The sequence below is a fragment of the Rhizobium sp. N621 genome, assembly GCF_001664325.1.
Classification (GTDB): Bacteria; Pseudomonadota; Alphaproteobacteria; order Rhizobiales; family Rhizobiaceae; genus Rhizobium; species Rhizobium esperanzae.
The window spans coordinates 4,043,444-4,061,028 of sequence record NZ_CP013495.1; the positions used below are offsets into that span (position 1 = coordinate 4,043,444).

Sequence of the window (17,585 nt, forward strand, 5' to 3'; positions counted from 1 at the left end):
CATCTCCGGGAGCTTAGCCCTCAGCCGCAGCTTTCTCCCGCAGCAGCCGGCGGATGACCTTGCCGGTTGTCGTCAACGGCAATGACTCGACGAATTCCACCTCGCGCGGATATTCGTGCATCGAAAGCCGCATCTTTACCCATTCCCTGATTTCGGCGGCCAGCGCCTCGCTCGGCAAATGACCGGGTGACAACACGATATAGGCCTTGACGATCTCGGTGCGCACCGCATCGGGTTTGCCGACGGCCGCCGCAAGCTGCACGGCGGGATGGCCGATCAGGCAATCCTCGATCTCGGCCGGACCGATGCGATATCCGGACGAGGTGATGACGTCGTCGTCGCGGCCTTCGAAGGTGACGTAGCCGTCTTCGTCCTGCCGGCCGATGTCGCCGGTAAGCAGCCAGCCGTGGAGAAATTTTCGCTCGGTCGCCGCCGCGTCGTTCCAATAGCCGAGGAACATGACGGGATCGGGACTGGCGATGGCGATCTGACCGGATTCGCCCGCCGGCAGCTCGTCGCCGGCCTCGCTGACGATCGCGACGCGATGTCCCGGCACCGCGCGTCCGATGGCGCCGGCCTTGGTGACACCAAAGGCGGCACTCGACGACAGCACGAAATTGCACTCCGTCTGGCCGTAGAATTCGTTAACGGTGACGCCGAGCGTGCGCCGCGCCCAGTCATAGGTCTCGCGGCCGAGCGCTTCTCCCGCCGAGCCGATCGTGCGCAGCACCAGATCATATTTCGAGCGCGGATCGGAAACCGATCGCATCAGCCGCAGCGCCGTCGGCGGGATGAAGGCATTGCGCACCTTCATCTTCGCCATGATCCGATAGGCCGTGTCGGCGTCGAATTTCTGCGCCGGCGACGAGACGACGGGAATGCCGAGCAGCAGGCTCGGCAGCAACGCATTGAGCAGACCGCCGGCCCAAGCCCAGTCGGACGGGGTCCAGACCTTGTCGCCCGCCTTGGGAAACCCTTCATGGGCGAACTGCATGCCGGGGATATGCCCGGGCAGAACACGGTGGCCATGCAATGCGCCCTTGGGCGGCCCCGTCGTGCCCGAGGTGAAGATCATCAGCGCCGGATCGTCGGGCGTTGTCTTCTCTCCCTCGAAGACCGGCGCATGCGAGGCGGTCAGATCGGCAAAGGAGAGGGCGTCGGCAGCCTCGCTGACACTGATCACATGTCGCAGCTCCGGCAGCCGATCGCGAATTTGCCGGACACGATCGAGGCCGAAATCATTGGTGATGATTGCCGCCGCGCCTGAGATTCTGAGCCGATATTCAAGCGCCTCGATGCCGAACAGCAACGCCAGCGGCAGGGCGATCACGCCCATTTTATAGATCGCGACGTGCGCAATCACGGTCTCGAAGGACTGGGGCATCAGCAGAGCGACGCGATCACCGCGCTTGATGCCGAGCGATGCCAGCGCATTGGCGAACATCGAAGAGGCCGCGGAAAGTTCACCATAGGTCAGTGAAAGATGGTCGCCGTCCGGGCTGAAATGCTCCAGACAGACACGCTCCGGCTCTCGCACCGCCCATTCGTCGCTGACAGCGCGGCCGATATTGAAATCCTCCGGAATCCGCCAGGAAAAATCACGGTAGAGATCGCCATAACGATCGAAGGACGGCAGTCGCATAGTCGAATTCCGGTGAAATGCTGCAGCAGCTAACACCTTGCGGCGCGGATACGCAAGCCGCAGACGAAACGGCGGCCCCGTCACGCACCATTGTACTTGCCGCCCGCAGATTTTTCATTCAGCCCCCTGCGACGTTGGCGGCTTCGCACTAGATCATGAAACGCCGTGCGGGGTTATCTCAATTCTGGAGTCGTTTCATGGAATACGTCAAATTTGGAAAGACCGGTCTCGAAGTCTCGAAAATCTGCCTCGGCTGCATGACCTTCGGTGATCCCGGCCGCGGCAATCATGCCTGGAGCCTGCGGGAAGAGGAAAGTAGGACGATGATCAAGCAGGCGATCGACCTCGGCATCAATTTCCTCGACACCGCCAACACCTATTCCAACGGCTCCTCGGAGGAGATCGTCGGCCGTGCCATCAAAGACTTCGCCAAGCGCGAGGATATCGTGTTGGCGACCAAGGTGTTCAACCGCATGCGGCCGGGCCCGAACGGCGCCGGTCTGTCGCGCAAAGCGATCTTCGACGAGATCGACAATAGCCTGCGCCGCCTCGGCACCGACTATGTCGACCTCTACCAGATCCATCGTTTCGACTATACGACGCCGATCGAGGAAACGGTGGAAGCGCTGCATGACGTCGTCAAATCGGGCAAGGCGCGTTATATCGGCGCCTCGTCGATGTATGCCTGGCAATTCGCCAAGGCCCTTTATATCTCCCGGCTGAACGGCTGGACCGAGTTCGTCAGTATGCAGAACCACCTGAACCTGCTCTACCGCGAGGAAGAGCGCGAAATGCTGCCCTTCTGCGAAGACCAGAAGATCGCCGTCATCCCCTGGAGCCCGCTGGCCCGCGGCCGCCTGACCCGCGACTGGGACGAGACGACGGCGCGCAGCGAAACCGACGAATTCGGCAAGACGCTCTACACGCAGTCCATCGATGCCGACCGCAAGATCGTCGATGCCGTCGCCGAAATCGCCAGAGCCCGCGGCATCTCCCGCGCCCAGATAGCCACGGCCTGGATCCTGCAGAAGAGTGTGGTGACCGCCCCGATCATCGGCGCTTCCAAGCCGAACCACTTGGCGGATGCCGTCGCCTCGCTATCGGTCAAACTCACCGCCGAGGAAATCGCGGAACTCGAAGCGCCCTACATCCCGCACGCCATCGCCGGATTCAAATAGCCGTTGGCATCTCGATGGGCAGACTGGCGTGGAGGGGGTCGGACCCTCGGCTTCCGGGCTCGGATTATGTCAGGTTGGCGGGATCGAGCTGCCGGCGCATCGTCACCAGAAACTGCTCGGCAAGCGCCCGGTCCTCGACGGCGCGGGCAAGAATAACGGCGCCCATCATCGATGAGAGCGTCGTCGCTGCATTGGCGCGACGCTCCTCCTCGGTTTCGCCGGGAACGATATCGGCAAGTGTATCGACCAATACGGACAGACCGTCGCTGAAGACCGCGCGCATCGCGCCGCGGCTGCGGCTCACCTCCTGAATCAAGGTCGCGAAAACACAGCTGCCGCCCGGATCGTCAACCGTGCGCCAATGAATATAATGGTCGAGAAGTGCCTGCAGTGGCCGGTCGGGTGACTCGGCAATATGTTCCCTCCAGCGCGTCTCGACCTTGTCGATCAGCTTGCGGCTGACCTCAAGCGCCAGTTCGTCCTTCGAACTGAAGTGGCCGTAGAAGCCGCCATGCGTCAGCCCCGCCGCTTTCATGATATCGGCAACGCCGACGCCATCGAAACCGTTCTCGCGAAAGAGCACGCCGGCAACATCGAGAATCCTCTCGCGGTTCTCGACAAATTTTTCGCGGCTGACCCGCATCTTCATCTCCAGAAATCGTCGCTTGACAAAATATATGATGTCTATCATCAATAAGCAACAAATATGATGACCATCATGTAAAGCGGCTCTGTATCTTCCCCACCTGAATTCGAATGGAATCCCCTCATGGTTTCAGCAGTTCTTGCCTCCTCCCTTGCGCGGCGCAACATTCATTACGGCTGGGTCGTCGTTGCCGCGACCTTCCTGACCATGCTGGTGACGGCAGGCGCCATGGGCGCCCCCGGCGTCCTCATCAAGCCGCTCCAGGACGAGTTCGGCTGGGAAACGTCGCAGATTTCCTCCGCACTGGCGATTCGCTTGCTCCTTTTCGGTTTTATGGGCCCGTTCGCAGCTGCCTTCATGAATTATTTCGGGGTCCGAAAGGTCATCGTCTTTGCACTGGCGCTGATCGGCGCAGGCTTCATCGGTTCGCTGTTCATGACCAAGCTTTGGCATCTGCTGGCCCTGTGGGGCATCGTCGTCGGCTTCGGCACCGGCCTGACGGCTATGGTGCTGGCGGCAACGGTTTCGACGCGCTGGTTCGTCAAGCACCGCGGCCTTGTCGTCGGCATGCTCTCAGCGAGCTCGGCAACCGGCCAACTCGTCTTCCTGCCGCTGATGGCGGAACTCACCGAACGTTACGGCTGGCGGGCCACCGTGTTCTTCGTCTGCGCCATGATCATGCTTGCCGCGCTTCTCGTCCTTCTCTTCATGCGCGACCGTCCCTCTGACGTGAACCTGCCGTCGCTGGGAGAAGCCCATGTCGCGCCTGCGCCGGCCCGCACGACGCTCGGCGCTGCGCTGATGACGCCGATCACCACGCTCCGCGAAATCTCGACGACCTCGACTTTCTGGATCCTGTTTGCCACCTTCTTCATCTGCGGCCTCAGCACCAACGGCCTGATCCAGACGCATTTCGTCACCCTGTGCGGCGATTTCGGGATCGTGCCGGTGGCAGCCGCCAGCGTGCTTGCCGTCATGGGCATCTTCGATTTCTTCGGCACCATCGGCTCCGGCTGGCTCTCCGATCGCTTCGACAATCGTTGGCTGCTGTTCTGGTATTACGGCCTGCGCGGTCTCTCGCTGCTCTATCTGCCCTTCAGCGATTTCAGCTTCTACGGCCTTTCCATCTTTGCCATCTTCTACGGTCTCGACTGGATCGCCACCGTGCCGCCAACCGTCAAGATTGCCGCCGACCGCTTCGGCCGCGAAAAGGCCGGCCTCGTCTTCGGCTGGGTCTTTGCCGGCCATCAGCTGGGCGCCGCCACCGCCGCCTATGGCGCCGGCCTGTCGCGCACGGAGCTGTCGAGCTACCTGCCCGCCTTCTTCGTCGCCGGCGCCTTATGCCTCTTAGCTTCGATCCTGGCGATCACGCTGAAGAAGTCCGGCCTGACCAACCCGGCACCTGCCGCCGTCCACTGATATGAAACAGGATCCGGCCTCGAAACCAGGCCGGATCCTCCAACGCTTCATTGCGATAACTTCGCCGGCCCGTCTTGCGCGCGCGGGTTCTCGCATGTTAGACAGCCGCCCGTCCGTATCCGTTGCCCCATTGGCGGAATTGGTAGACGCGCTCGACTCAAAATCGAGTTTCGAAAGAAGTGCTGGTTCGACCCCGGCATGGGGCACCAGCCTCCGCTCTATGAGCTTCGGCTCGGCGAGCCGAAGAGAGCAGCTAAGCGAAGGCGGACTGGTTCGATGATGCTCCGCTTAGCGGCGCCATTATCCCGAATACAATCGTGTCGCGCCTCCGCATCATCAAGCTGACGCGGAAGCACGGAACGAATTCACATCTGCCCGAAACTACTTGTTCTTCAGCAGCCACATCTTGCCGGCCATCGTGATGCCGTAGACATCTTTTGATGCGTCATCGTCGAGGTGACGCCGCTCGAGGAAGCCCGGCTCTTTCAACTCGCCCAGCGTCTTAGCCGTGACCGATTTCACCTTCTGCGGCCGCTCTTTCCAGCGGTCGGTCTTTGCGTAGGTCACCGTCGCGTTCTGATGCGTCCATCTATTCGCCGGCTGAGGATAGAGATCTCCGGCCTTGGCGAGCTTGAGTGCAACAATCTGGGATGGGGTAAGCTCAATCATACTGAAAAATTCCTGTGCGGGGTTCTGTGCGCCGAAAATGCGCTTCGAACGAAAGGGTGCTCATAACACCGCCTGATCACTTCCACCACCGCATTGCGCGTGCGTGCCACGCGAAAGGCGAAAACCCGGCTTGCGGGAGCCGGGCTTCGTCTTTGTCGCGAATTTTTGTCAATAGCAGCGCCTGACCGTCCTGGTCACTTCGCCTTCATCGGTCTGACGGGTGACGCTCCTGACATCGCAGCCATCATGTCGATAGCGACGATGCTCGCGTTCGCGCACGCCGAAGGTCACGCCGCGCTCGCTGATGGTGATGCCGGGCCGCACTCGCTCGTAACGATAGTCATCGTCATAGGAACGCTCCCTGACATAAACGCTGTCGGCGAGGACAGGCGCTGCAAACGAGCAGGCGGCAAGGGCCGTCACGGCACAGTTCAGAATGATCTTTCTCATGTCGTTTCTCCTTGTCTAAAGGGCCAACGAAGCAAAAGGGAAGTGGTTCCGACATCAGCGGCAACCCTGTCATTCTCGAATAGACGTGGAATTTATTGTTCGCGACCAAGCCGACACCTCCCAGAGCAGCCGCAAAACGCAAATCAACTATTTAATTTTGCTTGCGCTTCGTCCAAGGTGGCGGCCGTTACCATCAGGCGAGGGCAGACGTGCATCAGGAAGTGGGACTCATTGCGACGGTCGCCGTCAGTTTTGTTTTCGCGGCGGTCCTCGGTTATGGCGCCGACCGGCTGCGGCTGCCGCCGCTCGTCGGCTATCTGATGGCCGGTATCCTGATCGGGCCGCTCACGCCAGGCTTCGTCGCCGATACCGCCCTTGCCGGTCAGCTTGCCGAAATGGGCGTCATCCTGCTGATGTTCGGCGTCGGCCTGCATTTTTCCGCATCCGACCTGCTTGCCGTACGCGGGATCGCGGTGCCGGGCGCGATCGGCCGAATTGTTCTGGCCACTCTGCTGGGCATCGGCCTCTGCATGCTCTGGGGCTGGAGCCTCGGCGCCGGCGTCGTCTTCGGGCTCAGCCTCTCGGTAGCGAGTACGGTCGTGCTCCTGAAGGCGCTGGAGGAACGCAATCTCGTCAATGCGCCGAGCGGGCGCGTCGCCGTCGGCTGGCTGATCGTCGAGGACCTGGTGATGGTGCTGGCCCTGGTGCTGCTGCCGGCGCTGGCAGAGCTTCTCGGCGGCCATGCCCTCGATACCAATCACGGCCTCGGTGAGCTGCCGCTGGTGCTGACGATCGGACTGACCTTGTTCAAGGTGCTGGCCTTCGCCGCCATGGCGATCTTCCTCGGCCCCCGTATCGTGCCCTGGCTGCTGACGATGATCGCCCGCACCGGCTCGCGCGAACTCTTCACGCTGACGGTGCTGGCGATCGCGCTCGGGATCGCTTTCGGCTCGGCGGCGATTTTCGGCGTCTCCTTTGCACTCGGCGCCTTTTTCGCCGGCGTCGTCATGAGCGAATCCCAGCTCAGCCACAGAGCAGCAGCCGATTCGCTGCCGTTGCAGAATGCCTTCTCCGTGCTGTTCTTCGTCTCGGTCGGCATGCTCTTCGACCCCTCGATCCTGGTTCGCCAGCCGCTGGCCGTGATCGGCGCCCTGGCCCTCGTCATCCTCGGCAAGGCTGTCATTACCTTCGCCATCGTCATGCTGCTCAGATATCCGATCGGCATGGGGCTGACCTTGGCCGGCGGCCTTGCCCAGATCGGTGAATTTTCCTTCATCCTCGCCGGCCTCGGCGTCTCGCTCGGGCTTCTGCCGCATGAAGGCCAGGATCTGATCCTTGCCGCAGCGATCCTGTCGATCACCCTCAACCCGATCGTGATCGTCGCAACCGAGGGCCTGAAGAAACATATCCATGCGCAATGGCCCTCCCTATTCGAAAGTTTCGGCAGAAAGAGGCAGAAGACGCTCGGCAAAGAACTGGAAAAGATCAGGGCGCTCGGCGAAGAACGCGAACGCCAGCATCAGCTGAAGATGCAGCAGCTGATCGAAACGTTTCCGCTGTTCTCTCAGGTCGGGGAGGATGCGCAGGAAGAGCTGCTGCTGCTCTTCAAGGCGAAGTCGGCTCCACCAGGCGAACGTGTCATCCGTCGCGGCGATCGCGGCGACAGCATGTATTTCATCTCCTCAGGTGCGGTCGAAGTGCGTCTCGCCAGCGGCGCGATTCGCCTGGAACCGGGCGCCTTCTTCGGCGAAATGGCGTTGCTGAGCGGCGGAAGGCGCACGGCAGACGTCATCGCCGTCGACTTCTGTCAGTTCGAGGTGCTCGAGCGGCGCGATTTCAACATGTTCATGTCGCATCATCCCAACTTGCGCGCCATCGTCAGCGAAATGGCGCAGAAGCGCACCGAAATGAACGTCCTGCGCCAGCAATGGGAAAAGTCGATGGATCTGTCCTGAGGGCGCGGCGCTCGTCTCAACCCGCCGGCCAATAGCCATCGGAGCGGAAATCGTCCGGAATCGGGTCGAGCCGCGACAAGGTCTCGGCTGCGAAATCGATCTGCAGCGACAGGTATTTCAGGGAGGCCAGCATCGGCACACCGGTGGCAAATTCCCGGATGCGGGACGGGTGATAACCACTTTCCTTGAGCCGTCGGTTCGCTTCCTGGCGCACATCTTCCCTGCTCGGTCCCGGGCCCGCTTCGGCCCGGTCATTTATTTGCACGGCCCGCCCAAGGCCGCCTTCGATCACTTTGAACATTCTCATGCCACCCTGCACGTCGACCACGTAAACCTTGCCGCAGAATGGCCGATTCGCAATCCCATGAAATCTTGGGAGAGGCGGCGACGCCTCTGCATCACAAAATTTTTAGACGGCGGTGGCACGAAGGACACGGGCGAGCATTTACAGCGCCGCATACGACCCCTAAAGCTTTTTGCACCGCAATAGGAAAGGAATGGAATGCTTCGCAGACTTTACGACTGGACCATGTCTCTGGCCTCGCGCAAATCGGCCGAAGTCTGGCTCGCCGTCATCGCCTTCGTCGAAAGCTCCGTCTTTCTCGTCCCCGCCGATGTGCTGTTTCTGCCGATGGCGCTTGCCAAGCCGGAACGCTCCTACCGCTATGCGCTGATTGCGACCGTCGCCTCCGTGCTCGGCGGCATCGCCGGCTGGGCGCTCGGCTTTTACGCCTATGAGACGGTGGCGCGACCGGTTCTCGAATTCTACGGCAAGCTCGATGCCTTTGAGCAGATGAAGGCCTATGTCAGCTACGAGTGGATCCTGCTGCTGCTCGTCACTTCGGGTATCGCGCATCTGCCGCCGATCAAGGTCGTGACCATCCTGTCCGGCGTCATCCACGTCAATCTCGGTCTTTTCATCGTTTCGGCGATTGTTGCGCGCGGCGCGCGTTTCCTGTTCCTCGCTTGGCTGCTGCGCCGCTACGGCGAGCCGATCCGGCATTTCATCGAAAAGCGCCTCGGCCAGATCGTCGGCATCGGTGCTGGTGCGGTGATCGTGCTATATGTCGGCTACCGCTCTTTCGCTCACTAGGCCCACTTTGCGGAGTTCCGCCATGACTGTTTCCTCGCCGCTCGCCCGCCCCGGCTTTACCTATTCCATATTGCTCGCTATCGGCATGGCGGCGGTGGTCGGTGCCGCGCTCGGCTTCCAGTATATCGGCGGCTATATTCCCTGCGCACTCTGCCTGCTGCAGCGCCAGCCCTATTATTATGCCATCCCGATCGCCATTCTCGCTGCCATCTGCGAGCTTGCCGGTCTGCCGAACTGGATTTCCCGCGCAATGCTGCTTGCTGCCGGCATCCTGATGCTGGTGACGGCCGGCATGGGCGTCTATCACGCTGGCGTGGAATGGCATTTCTGGCCGGGGCCGGCGACCTGCTCGACGACTGCAAACAGCATGACGAGCAATGCCGGCGATCTGCTCACTGAGCTCAATACGATCAAAGGCCCATCCTGCACCGATGCGGCGCTCAGGGTGCTTGGCCTCTCTTTTGCAGGCTGGAACGTGATCGCCGGCATTCTGCTCGCAGCTTTCGCCTTCGTCGGCGTCCGCAAATCTGCGTGAGGCGAGCCTATCAGGGCTGCAGTTCGGTATCCCAGTAGAGATAGTCTAGCCAGCTTTCATGCAGATAGTTGGGCGGAAACAGCCGGCCGTTATTGTGCAGATCCTGCACCGTCGGCTGATAGGGCTTCTGCGCCGGGAACATGCCCGCCTGCTTCGGAAGCTTGCTGCCCTTGCGCAGATTGCAGGGCGAGCAGGCTGCCACGACATTCTCCCAGGTCGTCTCGCCGCCATGGGCACGCGGGATGACGTGGTCAAAAGTCAGGTCGTCATGAGAACCACAATACTGGCACTCGAACCGGTCGCGCAGGAAGACGTTGAACCGGGTGAAAGCCGGATTGCGCGATGGCTGAACGTAAGTCTTCAGGCACACGACACTCGGAAGCCGCATTGAAAAGCTCGGTGAGGAGACCGAGTGTTCATATTCCGCGATGATGTTCACACGGTCGAGGAAGACCGCCTTGATCGCGTCCTGCCAGGACCAGAGCGACAAGGGATAATAACTCAGCGGCCGGTAGTCGGCGTTCAGGACGAGCGCCGGCAGGGCCTGCGGGGAGACTGCAATCGTCAAGGGACTCTCCTGATCGATTCGGCATCTGCACCTGTATATTAGGCCGGTTGTTACAGGATTGTGAAGTCCAATAAATTCAGAGGATAAAGGCAATTTAAAGAGTGTGGCCGATCAGCCGACCGGCACCATGTCACGACGCATTTTCGTGGCGTAATAGGCCCAGAAAAGCCGGGCTGCCACCGAGCGCCACGGCGACCAGACCTGCGAAAGCTTGGCAAGCGCCTTCGCTTGCGGCCGCGCCGCAAGTCCGAGCGCGACACCGACGGCATTCTGCAGCGCGACATCACCGGCCGGAAAGACATCGGCGTGGCCGCCGCAGAACATCAGATAGACCTCCGCCGTCCACGGGCCGACGCCCTTCAGCTCCGTCAGTTCGCCGAGCGCGTCGCCCGGCGGCTTCAGGCAGAGCCCGGAAAGATCGAGGCGGCCGAAGGCAACCGCTTCAGCGATCCGCGTCAGCGTCTCGGCCTTGGCGCGCGACAGGCCGAATTCCCGCCATGCCTCGGGGTGAAGCAGCAAGTAAGCTTCCGCCGTCAGCGGACCATCCGCCGGCAGCATGCGCCGCCAGATCGCCTCGGCGCTGGCGCGCGAGACCATTTGCGATACGATGATATGGGCAAGGCCAGCAAAACCGGCTTCGCGCAGCCGCAGCGGAAGGGGGCCTACATCCGCGGCGATCGGTGCAAGGCGCGGATCGAGGCGAAGCAGCGCTTCGAGCCCCAGCCTGACGTCATCGTCGTTGCGGATGATCTGCACCGCGTCCTCCCAGTGGTTCCAAACCAAAATCCGTGGCAGAAGAAAGCATGACCACGAGCGAGCGTCAAAAACCTGTCTTTCGTTTTGCGCCGAGTCCCAACGGATCGCTGCATCTCGGCCATGCACTGTCGGCCTTTTTGAACCGCGACATGGCCGAAGCCGAAAATGGCCGCCTTCTGCTGCGCATCGAGGATATCGATCAGACGCGCTGCACCCCCAGATTCGAGGCCGGCATCCTGAGGGATCTCGACTGGCTTGCTATCGACTGGGAAAGCCCGGTGCGGCGCCAGTCGGAACATTTCCCGGAATATCAGGCGGCGCTCCACGCATTGATCGAGCGCGGCCTGGTCTACCCGGCCTTCTTGACACGCGGCGAGGTGAAGGCGTGTGTCTCCGCCTACGAGGTAACGGGCCAGTCCTGGCCGCGCGACCCCGATGGCACGCCGCATTATCCGCCGATTGATCGCGAGCGGTCCGAGGCCGAATGGCGGGATATTCTTTCTTCGGGCAAAAAACATGCCTGGCGGCTCGATATGCGCAAGGCGCTCGACCTGATCGGCGAACTGCTGTTCTGGACCGAAACCGGCGACGGCAGGACAGGCGAGATCGCCGCCGAACCCGACGTCTGGGGCGACGTCATCCTGTCTCGCTCGGATGCCCCCTCGAGCTATCATCTTTCGGTGGTCGTCGACGATGCGCTGCAGGGCGTCACTCATGTCGTACGCGGGCTCGACCTCTTCCACGCTACATCGGTGCACCGGCTGCTGCAGGTGCTGCTCGGCCTGCCGCAGCCCCTCTATCACCACCATCGTCTCATTCTCGATACCGATGGCCGCAAGCTTTCGAAAAGCGAAGGTGACAGCGGCCTTGCCGAATTGCGTGCCCAGGGCATGTCAGGGGCCGATATTCGCCGCCTCGTCGGGCTCTGACCGCCGTTTGACACGCTCTCTGCCGACGATCGAAAGTGTGTGCGAGAACATCCGGAAAACGCGGAACTTGATCAGCGCCGCGTTGATCTCTGCGCCGATGATGAAGATGACGCCGACCATGTAGAGGAAGATCAGCACGATCATCACCGAGGCGAGACCGGCATAGGTCGCGGTATAATTGGCGAAGGTCGCGAGATAATAGGCAAAGACCAACGCACCGGCCAGCCACAGAAGCAGCGTCAGCAGCACGCCGGGAATGACGTCGAACACCCGCCGCTTGCCGGCCGGCAGCCACAGATGCATGACCAGCAGGCCGACGGTGAGCACGACAAGCGTGCCGTAGATGCGCCAGCTGAAGACGACGTCGAGCGTATCGGCAAACAGCGGAAGCCACTTCCGGGCATAGTCGAGAGCCAATGGCACCGCCACCAGCAGGATGCTGATCGCCGCGAAGATGATGACGGCAATCAGCACATAGCCGAGGCTGGCGAGGCGGGTGAAATACCACGGCCGCGTTTCCTGCACCCGATAGGCACGGTTGAGCGAGATGCGCAGCGCTTCGACGCCGTTCGAAGCGAAATAGGCCGCCGCCAGCACCGAGATCGTCAGCAGCCCGCCGCGCTGAATGGTCAGGACCTGGAGCACCTGGTCGGCGAGCGGCTTGGCGATCGCTTCCGGCCAGGTGTCGAAGATCAGGTGAATGGCGGTGGAGGAAAACTGATCGGCGCCGAGGAAGCTTGCAAGTGCGGTACCGAAGATCAGGAATGGGAAAACTGCGAGCAGGCTCGACAGCGCCACGTGGCTCGCCATTGCAAAGCCATCGTCCTCGACCATGTGACAGATCGCGTCATAGACCACGTCGTAGCTCGTGCGCAGCACCTTCCGCATTCCGTCCCCGGCTTCCAGATTGTATCCTCTGGTCGAATATGGGAAACGAGTCCCATTTTGTACAGGAATCATTCCATGGCGGAACAGCGCACAATCGTCGTCACCGGCTGTTCCTCCGGCATCGGCGCTTACTGCGCCCGAGCGCTGAAAACCGATGGCTGGCGTGTCTTTGCGACGGTGCGCAAAGCCGATGATCTGCCGGCACTGGAAACCGACGGCATCGAAGTTTTCGTGATGGACTATGCCAGAGCCGACACCATCTCCGACCTGGTAGCCGCGGTCCTCGATCGCAGCGGCGGCCGCATCGACGCGCTCTTCAACAACGGTGCTTATGGCCAGCCTGGCGCCGTCGAGGATCTGTCGACGGCGGCGTTGCGGGCGCAGTTCGAAGCGAACTTCTTCGGCTGGCACGAATTGACGCGGCAGCTCATTCCGTCGATGCGCAAACATGGTCGCGGACGGATTGTGCAATGCTCCTCCATTCTCGGCCTGGTTCCCTATCGCTATCGCGGTGCCTATACTGCCTCGAAATTTGCCCTCGAGGGCCTCAGCATCACCCTGCGCATGGAACTCTACGGCAGCGGCATCCATGTGAGCCTGATCGAGCCCGGGCCGATCGCCACGCGTTTCACCGCCAACGCGCTCGCAAAGATCAAGGAAAATATCGATCTCGAGAATTCGCCGCACGCAGCCGATTATGCCAGACAGTTGGCGAGGCTTGACGGCTCCGGGCCGGTCAACCGCCACAAACTTGGTCCGGACGCGGTCTACTCGGTATTGAAACACGCATTGAACTCGAAAAGACCAAGGCCACATTATCCTGTAACGACTCCGGCTAAACAGGGCATGCTCCTGAAGCGGCTGCTTCCGGCGGACCTCTTCTACAATCTGATGCGCTGGACCGATTGATCGAGAAAGTTGAATGCCATGTCCACGGCCACCTATATCCTTGCAATCATCGTCATGGGCCTCGTCGCCCTCGTGCTGATCCGCGGCCTCTTCAACATGATGAAGGGCGGTGATGCCAACCTTTCCAACAAGCTGATGCAGCTTCGTGTTCTGTTGCAGGCAATCGCCGTCGTCCTGATTATGATCACACTCTGGATCACCGGCGGCGGCCGTCCGAGCTGAGGGACCATGGAACGGGGATTTTAATGACGCACGCAAACATATCCTCCCTCATTCCTGTGCTCGTCACAGGAATCCAGCCACGGCGAGTTCGCGCCGTGAATGACCATAGCCTGCCATTGAAGAAGTCTCCCGCGCCCAAGGACTTGGGCGCACTGGATTCCTGTGACGAGCACAGGAATGAGGGAGGTGAGGCAAGCGCTGGCTCGAGGAAGCACCCTGACGCGGTGTGCGTCAGTATGCCGGGGCCGGTTTGGCGAAAAGGCCAACCTCACCTTCCGTCGTCCTCGGGCTTGACCCGAGGACCCATCCTCCTAACCGCCGACGGATGCGGTGTGGATGCTCGGGTCAAGCCCGAGCACGGAGGTTGGGCAGAGGCGGCCGCCCTCCCCCTGACAGGCGGTGCGGCATGGTGAAGCTCAACAAGATTTACACGAAAACCGGCGACGACGGCACGACTGGACTGGCCGCTGGCCGGCGCCGAAGGAAGGACGACCTGCGCGTCGCCGCCTACGGCACGATCGACGAGGCCAATTCCGCGATCGGCTTGGCGCGGCTTCACACGACAGGCTTGCCCGAGCTCGACGCGATGCTGATGTCGATCCAGAATGATCTCTTCGACCTCGGCGCCGATCTCGCCACTCCCGACACCGGCGAGCCCCCGGTCTACGAGCCGTTGCGGATCGTCGAGACGCAGGTCGAGCGGATCGAATGCGATATCGACCGGCTGAACGCCGATCTGGATCCGCTGAAATCCTTCATCCTGCCGGGCGGCAGCCCGGCTGCCGCCCATCTGCATCTCGCCCGCACGATCGCGCGCCGGGCCGAGCGCCTGATGGTCACGCTTGCGCGCACGGACGGGGAGATCGTCGGCGAAACCGCGATGAAATATATCAATCGGCTCTCGGATTTCCTCTTCGTCGCGGCCCGTCATGCAAATGACCAGGGTCGTGCGGATGTGCTTTGGGTTCCGGGAAAAAACAGATAGGTTTGCCGCGATCACGATCGCCGGGGGGCCTTATGTTCATACCACTTCACGATGCCAATACTCTGAAGCATATCAAGGTCCAGTGGGTGACCCTGTCCTTGATCATCCTGAATGTCGCGGTCTGGCTCTTCACCAGTCTGGAGAGCGAACTGGCTGCCCAAGCGACGACGGTTGGTCTCGGCTTTATTCCGGCGATCGCCTTCGGCCACGCGCAGTTGGCACAGGGATTGGAAATCGTGCCGGAGCCGCTGACCTATCTCACCTATGCCTTCGTCCATGCGGGTTTCTGGCATCTGGCCTCCAACATGGTCTTCCTCTGGGTCTTCGGCGACAATGTCGAGGATGCGATGGGGCATATGCGCTTCCTGCTATTCTACCTCCTCTCCGCGGCTGCCGGCGCCCTTTGCCACGGTCTGTTGACGACGACGTCGGAAGCGCCGCTGGTCGGCGCTTCCGGGGCGATCTCTGGCGTCATTGCCGCTTATGTCATGCTGCATCCGCGCGTCAGGGTCTGGGTGCTGGTGTTCCTGCGTGTGCCCTTGCCCCTGCCCGCCTTCGTGCCGCTGCTTTTGTGGATCGGACAGCAATTCTTCATGCTGGCGATTGCGCCGCATGGCGATGTTTCCTGGGGCGCCCATGTCGGCGGCATCCTCGTCGGTGCCCTGCTGATCCTCGTCCTGCGCCGTCCGGGCGTGCCGCTCTTCGACCGGGAAATCGTAACGCCCCGCGCCGTGAGGGATGAAGCCGGCGCCGTTGCGGCCGCCACGGGCGGCCGCAACGAGCAGCGTCTTCCCTGGGGCCGGGGCCGGCGCTGATCAATATGTTGACGTGTACGTAAACGTCCATATATTGCCGCGGCGATTCCCCGCCGGCGTCATGCAAGCGTTGTATTTGGAGGAAAAACGCGTATCCATGTCGCCATTCGACAATCGAAGCGGCGCCTGAGCGCGCATTTTCCAAAAAACTCGTGAAACCAGTTTCTCTTGAAGGAAGGCCCCCATGAAGATTCTCGTGCCCGTCAAACGGGTTGTCGACTACAACGTGAAGATCCGGGTGAAGCCGGATGGTTCGGGTGTCGAGCTTGCCAATGTGAAGATGTCGATGAACCCGTTCGACGAGATCTCGGTGGAAGAGGCGCTGCGGCTGAAGGAAGCCGGCAAGGCGGAGGAAGTGGTGGTGGTGTCGATCGGTCCGGCCAAGGCCGAGGAGACGCTGCGCACGGCCCTCGCCATGGGCGCCGACCGGGCGATCCTGGTCGAGACCGACGATCAGGTCGAGCCGCTTGCCGTCGCCAAGATCCTCAAAGCGGTCGCCGATGCCGAACAGCCGGGTCTTGTCATCGTCGGCAAACAGGCGATCGACGACGATTCCAACCAGACCGGCCAGATGCTGGCGGCACTGCTCGGTTCGGCCCAGGCGACCTTCGCCTCGAAGATCGAGATCGGTGACGGCAAGGCGACGGTCACCCGCGAGGTCGACGGCGGTCTGCAGACGATCGAGATCAAGCTGCCGGCGGTCGTGACCACCGACTTGCGCCTGAACGAGCCGCGTTATGCCTCGCTGCCGAACATCATGAAGGCGAAGAAGAAGCCGCTCGACAAGAAGGTTCCTGCCGATTTCGGCGTCTCGACGACGCCGCGGCTGAAGGTGCTGAAGACCGAGGAGCCGTCCGGCCGCAAGGCCGGCGTCAAGGTCAAGTCGGTCGCCGAACTGGTCGACAAGCTGAAGAACGAAGCCGGCGTGCTGTAACGGGCAAGAACAGGAGCAACTATCATGACCATTCTTCTTCTGGCCGACCATGACGGCAATCACCTTTCCGACCAGACCGCCAAGGCACTGACCGCAGCAAGCCAGATCGGCTCCGACGTGCATGTGCTGGTTGCCGGCAAGGCTGCCAGGGCTGCGGCCGATGCGGCGGCAAAACTTTCCGGTGTGACCAAGGTGCTGTTCGCCGAAAGCGACGCGCTTGCCAACAATCTCGCCGAACCTCTGGCCGACCTGATCGTCTCGCTCGCCGGTTCCTACGACACGATCGTCTCGGCCGCCACCTCGGTCGGCAAGACGGTGCTGCCGCGGGTGGCCGCGCTGCTCGATGTCGCCCAGATCTCGGAGATCATCGAGGTCGTCAGCCCCGATACCTTCAAGCGGCCGATCTATGCCGGCAATGCCATCCAGACGGTGCAGGCGAGCGACGCCAAGAAGGTGATCACCGTGCGCACCGCCTCCTTCGCCTCCGCGGCTGAAGGCGGTTCGGCAACGGTCGAGGCGATCCCGGCGGTGTCCGATCCGGGCCTGTCGCGTTTCGTCTCCGATGCGCTGTCGGCTTCGGAACGTCCGGAACTGACCTCGGCCAAGGTCATCATCTCCGGCGGCCGGGCGCTCGGCTCGGCCGAGAAGTTCAAAGAGGTCATCCTGCCGGTTGCCGACAAGCTCGGTGCCGCCGTCGGCGCATCGCGCGCCGCCGTCGATGCCGGTTATGCCCCGAACGACTGGCAGGTCGGCCAGACCGGCAAGGTGGTGGCGCCCGATCTCTATATCGCCTGCGGCATCTCCGGGGCCATCCAGCACTTGGCCGGCATGAAGGATTCGAAGGTGATCGTCGCCATCAACAAGGACGAGGAGGCGCCGATCTTCCAGGTCGCCGACTACGGCCTCGTCGCCGATCTGTTCGACGCCCTGCCGGAATTGGAAAAGGCGCTCTGAGCGAGGCAAATGCCTTTCTTTCGCACTTGCGAATGACT

General features: G+C 61.6%; 20 protein-coding genes and 1 tRNA gene. 13 read left to right on the plus strand and 8 right to left on the minus strand.

Annotation, left to right across the window (positions count from 1 at the left end; genetic code table 11):
* Positions 1–13: 13 nt before the first annotated feature.
* Positions 14–1,642 carry an AMP-binding protein gene (locus AMK00_RS19390; protein ID WP_064811440.1) on the minus strand — a complete coding sequence of 543 codons (1,629 nt, stop codon included), beginning with the start codon at positions 1,640–1,642 and terminating at the stop codon, positions 14–16.
* A gap of 197 nt (positions 1,643–1,839) precedes the next feature.
* Between AMK00_RS19390 and AMK00_RS19395 the strand changes: the two genes are divergently transcribed.
* Complete coding sequence (locus AMK00_RS19395; protein ID WP_064805227.1) at positions 1,840–2,820, plus strand: aldo/keto reductase; 981 nt, start codon at positions 1,840–1,842, stop codon at positions 2,818–2,820.
* A gap of 64 nt (positions 2,821–2,884) precedes the next feature.
* Here AMK00_RS19395 and AMK00_RS19400 read toward each other — a convergent pair whose 3' ends face one another.
* Positions 2,885–3,463, minus strand: a complete 579-nt coding sequence (locus AMK00_RS19400) for a TetR/AcrR family transcriptional regulator (RefSeq protein ID WP_064805228.1) — start codon at positions 3,461–3,463, stop codon at positions 2,885–2,887.
* Positions 3,464–3,589: 126 nt separating this feature from the next.
* Here AMK00_RS19400 and AMK00_RS19405 point away from each other — a divergent pair, with 126 nt between their 5' ends.
* On the plus strand, positions 3,590–4,885 hold the full coding sequence (locus AMK00_RS19405) for an MFS transporter (protein ID WP_064811441.1): 1,296 nt from the start codon (positions 3,590–3,592) through the stop codon (positions 4,883–4,885).
* A gap of 124 nt (positions 4,886–5,009) precedes the next feature.
* Positions 5,010–5,094 (plus strand) — tRNA-Leu (locus tag AMK00_RS19410).
* Positions 5,095–5,266: 172 nt separating this feature from the next.
* Here the strand turns inward: AMK00_RS19410 and AMK00_RS19415 are convergent.
* Both AMK00_RS19415 and AMK00_RS19420 read right to left on the minus strand, forming a co-directional pair.
* On the minus strand, positions 5,267–5,554 hold the full coding sequence (locus AMK00_RS19415) for a hypothetical protein (RefSeq protein WP_064811442.1): 288 nt from the start codon (positions 5,552–5,554) through the stop codon (positions 5,267–5,269).
* A 168-nt stretch (positions 5,555–5,722) separates the two neighbouring features.
* Positions 5,723–6,004 carry a hypothetical protein gene (locus tag AMK00_RS19420; RefSeq protein WP_064805249.1) on the minus strand — a complete coding sequence of 94 codons (282 nt, stop codon included), beginning with the start codon at positions 6,002–6,004 and terminating at the stop codon, positions 5,723–5,725.
* Positions 6,005–6,213: 209 nt separating this feature from the next.
* Here AMK00_RS19420 and AMK00_RS19425 point away from each other — a divergent pair, with 209 nt between their 5' ends.
* On the plus strand, positions 6,214–7,959 hold the full coding sequence (locus tag AMK00_RS19425) for a cation:proton antiporter domain-containing protein (RefSeq protein WP_064806369.1): 1,746 nt from the start codon (positions 6,214–6,216) through the stop codon (positions 7,957–7,959).
* A gap of 16 nt (positions 7,960–7,975) precedes the next feature.
* On the opposite strand, the gene AMK00_RS19430 is transcribed toward AMK00_RS19425, so the two are convergent.
* Positions 7,976–8,266, minus strand: coding sequence for a hypothetical protein (locus AMK00_RS19430; RefSeq protein ID WP_064806372.1), 291 nt, complete (start codon positions 8,264–8,266; stop codon positions 7,976–7,978).
* Between the two features lie 195 nt (positions 8,267–8,461).
* Between AMK00_RS19430 and AMK00_RS19435 the strand changes: the two genes are divergently transcribed.
* Both AMK00_RS19435 and AMK00_RS19440 read left to right on the plus strand, forming a co-directional pair.
* Complete coding sequence (locus AMK00_RS19435) at positions 8,462–9,052, plus strand: YqaA family protein (RefSeq protein WP_064805251.1); 591 nt, start codon at positions 8,462–8,464, stop codon at positions 9,050–9,052.
* 22 nt (positions 9,053–9,074) lie between these two features.
* Positions 9,075–9,587, plus strand: a complete 513-nt coding sequence (locus tag AMK00_RS19440) for a disulfide bond formation protein B (protein ID WP_064811443.1) — start codon at positions 9,075–9,077, stop codon at positions 9,585–9,587.
* 10 nt (positions 9,588–9,597) lie between these two features.
* On the opposite strand, the gene AMK00_RS19445 is transcribed toward AMK00_RS19440, so the two are convergent.
* Both AMK00_RS19445 and AMK00_RS19450 read right to left on the minus strand, forming a co-directional pair.
* Complete coding sequence (locus AMK00_RS19445) at positions 9,598–10,155, minus strand: HNH endonuclease (protein ID WP_064710619.1); 558 nt, start codon at positions 10,153–10,155, stop codon at positions 9,598–9,600.
* A 111-nt stretch (positions 10,156–10,266) separates the two neighbouring features.
* Positions 10,267–10,911, minus strand: a complete 645-nt coding sequence (locus AMK00_RS19450; RefSeq protein ID WP_064811444.1) for a DNA-3-methyladenine glycosylase family protein — start codon at positions 10,909–10,911, stop codon at positions 10,267–10,269.
* Between the two features lie 47 nt (positions 10,912–10,958).
* Here AMK00_RS19450 and gluQRS point away from each other — a divergent pair, with 47 nt between their 5' ends.
* Complete coding sequence (gluQRS, locus tag AMK00_RS19455) at positions 10,959–11,840, plus strand: tRNA glutamyl-Q(34) synthetase GluQRS (protein ID WP_064811445.1); 882 nt, start codon at positions 10,959–10,961, stop codon at positions 11,838–11,840.
* Here the strand turns inward: gluQRS and AMK00_RS19460 are convergent.
* Positions 11,805–12,728, minus strand: coding sequence for a YihY/virulence factor BrkB family protein (locus AMK00_RS19460; RefSeq protein WP_064805259.1), 924 nt, complete (start codon positions 12,726–12,728; stop codon positions 11,805–11,807). The genes gluQRS and AMK00_RS19460 overlap by 36 nt on opposite strands.
* Positions 12,729–12,803: 75 nt before the next feature.
* Here AMK00_RS19460 and AMK00_RS19465 point away from each other — a divergent pair, with 75 nt between their 5' ends.
* The 6 genes from AMK00_RS19465 to AMK00_RS19490 all read left to right on the plus strand — a co-directional run bounded on the left by AMK00_RS19465 (position 12,804) and on the right by AMK00_RS19490 (position 17,547).
* On the plus strand, positions 12,804–13,637 hold the full coding sequence (locus tag AMK00_RS19465) for an SDR family oxidoreductase (RefSeq protein WP_064811446.1): 834 nt from the start codon (positions 12,804–12,806) through the stop codon (positions 13,635–13,637).
* 18 nt (positions 13,638–13,655) lie between these two features.
* A complete protein-coding gene (locus AMK00_RS19470; protein WP_064805263.1) occupies positions 13,656–13,859 on the plus strand; it encodes a twin transmembrane helix small protein in 204 nt (67 codons plus the stop codon).
* A gap of 406 nt (positions 13,860–14,265) precedes the next feature.
* Positions 14,266–14,844: a cob(I)yrinic acid a,c-diamide adenosyltransferase gene (locus AMK00_RS19475; RefSeq protein ID WP_064811447.1), complete on the plus strand. Its 579-nt coding sequence runs from the start codon at positions 14,266–14,268 to the stop codon at positions 14,842–14,844.
* 32 nt (positions 14,845–14,876) lie between these two features.
* Positions 14,877–15,659, plus strand: coding sequence for a rhomboid family intramembrane serine protease (locus AMK00_RS19480; RefSeq protein WP_064811448.1), 783 nt, complete (start codon positions 14,877–14,879; stop codon positions 15,657–15,659).
* 184 nt (positions 15,660–15,843) lie between these two features.
* The gene (locus AMK00_RS19485; protein ID WP_064811449.1) at positions 15,844–16,593 is read left to right on the plus strand and encodes an electron transfer flavoprotein subunit beta/FixA family protein; all 750 of its coding nucleotides are present in this window, start codon (positions 15,844–15,846) and stop codon (positions 16,591–16,593) included.
* A 24-nt stretch (positions 16,594–16,617) separates the two neighbouring features.
* Entirely contained in the window at positions 16,618–17,547 is a 930-nt protein-coding gene (locus AMK00_RS19490) for an electron transfer flavoprotein subunit alpha/FixB family protein (protein WP_064811450.1), read from the plus strand.
* Positions 17,548–17,585 lie beyond the last annotated feature (38 nt).

Coding starts and splice junctions, on each gene's coding strand:
- AMK00_RS19390 (WP_064811440.1), bottom strand. CDS start 1,642: ATGCGACTGCCGTCCTTCGATCGTTATGGCGATCTCTACCGTGATTTT.
- AMK00_RS19395 (WP_064805227.1), top strand. CDS start 1,840: ATGGAATACGTCAAATTTGGAAAGACCGGTCTCGAAGTCTCGAAAATC.
- AMK00_RS19400 (WP_064805228.1), bottom strand. CDS start 3,463: ATGCGGGTCAGCCGCGAAAAATTTGTCGAGAACCGCGAGAGGATTCTC.
- AMK00_RS19405 (WP_064811441.1), top strand. CDS start 3,590: ATGGTTTCAGCAGTTCTTGCCTCCTCCCTTGCGCGGCGCAACATTCAT.
- AMK00_RS19415 (WP_064811442.1), bottom strand. CDS start 5,554: ATGATTGAGCTTACCCCATCCCAGATTGTTGCACTCAAGCTCGCCAAG.
- AMK00_RS19420 (WP_064805249.1), bottom strand. CDS start 6,004: ATGAGAAAGATCATTCTGAACTGTGCCGTGACGGCCCTTGCCGCCTGC.
- AMK00_RS19430 (WP_064806372.1), bottom strand. CDS start 8,266: ATGAGAATGTTCAAAGTGATCGAAGGCGGCCTTGGGCGGGCCGTGCAA.
- AMK00_RS19435 (WP_064805251.1), top strand. CDS start 8,462: ATGCTTCGCAGACTTTACGACTGGACCATGTCTCTGGCCTCGCGCAAA.
- AMK00_RS19440 (WP_064811443.1), top strand. CDS start 9,075: ATGACTGTTTCCTCGCCGCTCGCCCGCCCCGGCTTTACCTATTCCATA.
- gluQRS (WP_064811445.1), top strand. CDS start 10,959: ATGACCACGAGCGAGCGTCAAAAACCTGTCTTTCGTTTTGCGCCGAGT.
- AMK00_RS19460 (WP_064805259.1), bottom strand. CDS start 12,728: ATGCGGAAGGTGCTGCGCACGAGCTACGACGTGGTCTATGACGCGATC.
- AMK00_RS19465 (WP_064811446.1), top strand. CDS start 12,804: ATGGCGGAACAGCGCACAATCGTCGTCACCGGCTGTTCCTCCGGCATC.
- AMK00_RS19470 (WP_064805263.1), top strand. CDS start 13,656: ATGTCCACGGCCACCTATATCCTTGCAATCATCGTCATGGGCCTCGTC.
- AMK00_RS19475 (WP_064811447.1), top strand. CDS start 14,266: ATGGTGAAGCTCAACAAGATTTACACGAAAACCGGCGACGACGGCACG.
- AMK00_RS19480 (WP_064811448.1), top strand. CDS start 14,877: ATGTTCATACCACTTCACGATGCCAATACTCTGAAGCATATCAAGGTC.
- AMK00_RS19485 (WP_064811449.1), top strand. CDS start 15,844: ATGAAGATTCTCGTGCCCGTCAAACGGGTTGTCGACTACAACGTGAAG.
- AMK00_RS19490 (WP_064811450.1), top strand. CDS start 16,618: ATGACCATTCTTCTTCTGGCCGACCATGACGGCAATCACCTTTCCGAC.